Annotated in this window: 5 protein-coding genes; 3 read left to right on the forward strand and 2 right to left on the reverse strand. The window is 74.0% G+C overall.

All coding sequences use genetic code 11. From position 1 onward, the window contains the following. The 3 genes from MHY29_RS11565 to MHY29_RS12405 form a co-directional block, all read left to right on the forward strand. Positions 1-543 (forward strand): GNAT family N-acetyltransferase (locus MHY29_RS11565; RefSeq protein WP_239241363.1); only part of this gene is annotated, 543 nt, incomplete at its 5' end. Positions 544-663: 120 nt separating this feature from the next. Beyond that, the gene (locus tag MHY29_RS11570; protein WP_239241365.1) at positions 664-1,941 is read left to right on the forward strand and encodes a polysaccharide deacetylase family protein; all 1,278 of its coding nucleotides are present in this window, start codon (positions 664-666) and stop codon (positions 1,939-1,941) included. 155 nt (positions 1,942-2,096) lie between these two features. Then, positions 2,097-2,648: a maleylpyruvate isomerase N-terminal domain-containing protein gene (locus MHY29_RS12405; protein ID WP_224356076.1), complete on the forward strand. Its 552-nt coding sequence runs from the start codon at positions 2,097-2,099 to the stop codon at positions 2,646-2,648. A 10-nt stretch (positions 2,649-2,658) separates the two neighbouring features. On the opposite strand, the gene MHY29_RS11580 is transcribed toward MHY29_RS12405, so the two are convergent. Together MHY29_RS11580 and MHY29_RS11585 are read right to left on the reverse strand one after the other, a co-directional pair. Continuing rightward, positions 2,659-3,342: a low molecular weight phosphatase family protein gene (locus MHY29_RS11580; protein WP_239241374.1), complete on the reverse strand. Its 684-nt coding sequence runs from the start codon at positions 3,340-3,342 to the stop codon at positions 2,659-2,661. 68 nt (positions 3,343-3,410) lie between these two features. Beyond that, complete coding sequence (locus MHY29_RS11585; RefSeq protein WP_239241376.1) at positions 3,411-3,704, reverse strand: helix-turn-helix transcriptional regulator; 294 nt, start codon at positions 3,702-3,704, stop codon at positions 3,411-3,413. Positions 3,705-3,713 lie beyond the last annotated feature (9 nt).

Genomic DNA, 3,713 nt, shown 5'->3' on the forward strand with positions numbered 1-3,713 from the left:
GCGGGCGCCCCCGCCACGCCCGCCGACGTCCCCGCCCTGGTGCGCGTGGCGGCGGAGACCTTCCCGGACGCGTGCCCTCCCACCACCTCGCAGGAGGCCAAGGACGAGCACATCGCGAGCAGCCTCAACGCCGAGGTGATCGGGGGCTGGGTCGCGGGGCCGGGGCACGCCGTGCACCTGGCGGAGGCACCCGCCGGGCGCGACGACGCCGGCCGCCTCCTCGGGTACGTCATGGCCGAGCTCGCCCCCGAGGAGGAGCCCGCGGTGACCGCCGTGCTGGGGGAGGGCGCCGCCGTCGGCTGCCTGTCCAAGCTGTACGTGGTGCGCGAGGCGCGCGGCACGGGTGCCGCGGCCGCCCTGATGGCGGCGGGCCTCGACGCGCTGCGGGTGCGGGGGCTGACCCACGCCTGGCTGGGCACGTCCGAGGAGAACCACCGGGCCAACGCGTTCTACGAGCGGGTCGGGTTCCGCACCGTCGGCTCGCGCACGTTCCTGGTGGGCGGCCGCCCCGAGCGGGACAACGTCCGGCTGATCACGCTCTGACCTGGGAGGAGGCGCCGTCGGCGGCCGCCCGTGACCGAATCGTGAAGCCGCCCATGCTGGCCCGCGGACCCCCTCGAGGGTCACCATGGAGTGGATCGAATCGACGATGGAGGCAGACCAGTGGAGTACTCGCGACGGCATGTGATCTTCGGCGGCTCGGCCCTGCTGGGCGCCGGGCTGCTGGCCGCCTGCGCGCCCGCGCAGGACGGGGCCGCCCCCTCGGCGGGCGGCGGGTCGTCGTCGGAGGCGGCGTCGTCCTCCGCGGCGCCGAGCCCGTCCTCCACCCGCCCCGTGATCTCCTCCGCGCCGGAGCCCGCGGGGAAGCCCGTGGCCTGGAAGGACGTGGCGAAGGTCCCGCACCTGTTCTTCCACTCGCTGGTGGTGGACCCGGAGAAGGCGTTCCATGTGCACGGCGAGTCCGACGGCTACCTGAACTACATGGTCACCCAGGCCGAGTTCGAGCGGATCCTCCCGCAGCTGTGGGCGCTGGGCTACGTGCTCGTCTCCCCGCACGAGCTCTATGAGGTCGGCCGGGACGACGTCGTGCGGGCGAGGACGCTGATGGTCCCGGAGAACCGGACCCCGCTGATCATCTCCCTGGACGACTGCTCCTACTACGAGTACATGGAGGGCGACGGGTTCGCCACCCGCCTGCTCGTGGACGACTCCGGCCGGGTGCGCACCGAGTACACCGACCAGGAAGGGAAGACGACGATCGGCGCGAACGACCTGGTGCCGATCCTCGACGACTTCGTGCGCGACCACCCCGACTTCACGCTCAACGGCGCCAAGGGCGTCCTCGCCCTCACCGGGTACAACGGCGTGCTCGGCTACCGCTCCTCGCCGACCATGTATCCGGAGGGTCCGGAGCTGGACGAGGCCGTCGCCACCGCCAAGGAGGTGGTGGCCGCCATGAAGGAGACCGGCTGGGAGTTCGCCTCCCACTCCTGGTCGCACCGCTCCATGGCCCAGATGTCCCTCGCCGACCTCAAGGAGGACTGCGAGCGCTGGATCGAGGACGTCCAGCCGATCGTCGGCCCCACGGACATGCTGATCTACCCGTTCGGCGCGGACATCGCGGGCATCGAGAAGTACTCCGGCCCGGAGTACGAGTACCTGCGCTCCCTGGGCTTCCGCTCCTTCTTCCTGGTGGACGGCTCCTCCAAGGCCTGGGGCCAGCTGGAGCCGGGCTACTACCGCGGCTCCCGCATCAACGTGGACGGCATCTCCCTCGCGGGGGCGAAGGACGGCTCCCGGCCGGTGCTCGACGAGTTCATGGACGTGGACTCCGTGCTCGACCCGGCCCGCCCGGAGAGCATCCACGCCCCGAGCTACGTGCCGCCGGAGGAGCGCGCGGCCGCCTCCTCCGGCGCACCCTCGGCGAGCCCCTCCTCCTGACGGGGCGCCGGCGTCGTCGCCGCCCGCCCGCGGGCCCTGGAACCGGGCGTCCGGCGCGACTGGCCCGCGCCGTCCTGCGCGGGGGACAATGACCGGTGCATCCGCACCCGCACCGAGCCGCGCCGCCTCATCCCGGCGCCCCCAGGAGGAGCCCCATGAGCACGCAGACCGACGTCGAGCAGTACTGGATGGACTGCGTCGAGCCCTTCACCGACGTGGTCCGCGCGGTCGAGGACTGGGACGCCTCCACCCCCTGCAAGGGCTGGAGCGCCCAGGACCTGCTGGACCACGTGGTGGTGGCCGAGCGGGACTTCGCCGCGCGCCAGGGCCGCGAGATCCCGGTGTTCGACGGCTCCCGCAACGAGCTGTGGACCCAGTGGGTCAAGCACGCCTCCGCCGTCACCGCCCTTGCCGGCGACGAGACCTTCATCATGCAGTCTCTGCACACCGCCACCGGCGACATGACCGTGGGCGAGGCCCTCCTTCACTTCCACGGGTTCGACCTGCTGGTGCACCGCTGGGACCTGGCACGCTCCCAGGGCCGGGACGAGCAGTGGACCGACGAGGAGATGGACAGGATCGAGCGCGCCCTGGACAGCTTCGGCGAGCAGGCCTACCAGCCGGGCATCCTCGCGGACCCGGTCCCCGTGGCCGACGACGCCCCCCGCCAGGTCCGCCTGCTGGGCCGCCTGGGCCGCCGCGCCTGAGGGGCGGGACTCAGGCCCCGCTGATCTCCCGCCAGAGCGCGTCCACGCGGACCTCGATGTCCGCGACGATCTCCTGGAGGCGGTCCCAGTCCACCTCGGCGGGGTCCCCCACGGGCCAGTCCCGCGCGTCCTGTCCCGGCCGGACGGGGCAGTCGTCCCCGCAGCCCATGGTGATCACGTAGTCCGCGGACGCGAGGACCTCCTCCGTGATGGGCTTGGGGAAGGTCCGGGCCGGGTCCGCGCCGTGCGCCGTGAGCACGGGCTGCACGTTCCCGTGGATCCGGCCGGCGGGCTGCGAGCCGGCGGAGCTCACGCGCACCGCGTCCCCGGCGCGCTCGGCGAGCAGTGCCGCGGCCAGCTGGGACCGGCCGGCGTTCTGCACGCACACGAACAGCACGTGGGGCACGCCCGAGCGGGTCACCCCCCGTGCGTCCGCCAGCGAGGCCAGACGGTCCTGGGCGAAGCGCACGGCGATCGACTCCCGGTGCGCCGGGTCGGCGGCAGCGGGGGAGAGCCCGGCCGCGGACTCCGCGACGATCCGGTCCACGGTCTCCTCGCCGAGGGCGGGACCGAAGACGCGACGCAACTCCGCGGCCCCGTGCGCGAGGATTCCCACGTGCTCGCCGATGCGCGGCAGCGGACCCGTGGACGGCGACGGTCCGGTGCGGTCGACGGCGGGGCGTGCCTCGTCCATGACATGACCTCCTCGGTGCGTGCGGCGGCTGGCGGTCCCGCCAGCGTACGTCGGCCGCCCTCCTCGGGTCAGGCCCCGGCGGGGTCGGTCAGGAACGCGTGGGCGGCGTCGAGTGCGGCGGGGACGGCCGTGTAGTGGGCCCACCGGCCGCGCTGCTCGCGGGTGACGAGCCCGGCGGCGGTGAGGGTCTTGAGGTGGTGGGAGAGCGTGGGCTGGCTGATGCCCAGGGGCTCCGGCAGGTGGCAGGCGCAGACGGTGCCCTCGGGAGAGGCGGCCACGTGGGCCAGGACGCGTACGCGGGTGGGGTCGGCCAGGGCCTTGAACACCGCGGCCAGGCGGGCGGCGTGCTCCGCGGGCAGCAGGGCGGGGCC

Source organism: Micrococcus sp. ACRRV, from assembly GCF_022346985.1.
Taxonomy (GTDB): domain Bacteria; phylum Actinomycetota; class Actinomycetes; order Actinomycetales; family Micrococcaceae; genus Micrococcus; species Micrococcus porci.

What these genes read in the sequence shown, in the direction of transcription:
- MHY29_RS12405 (WP_224356076.1), top strand. Translation starts at nt 2,097, where the DNA reads ATGAGCACGCAGACCGACGTCGAGCAGTACTGGATGGACTGCGTCGAG.
- MHY29_RS11580 (WP_239241374.1), bottom strand. Translation starts at nt 3,342, where the DNA reads ATGGACGAGGCACGCCCCGCCGTCGACCGCACCGGACCGTCGCCGTCC.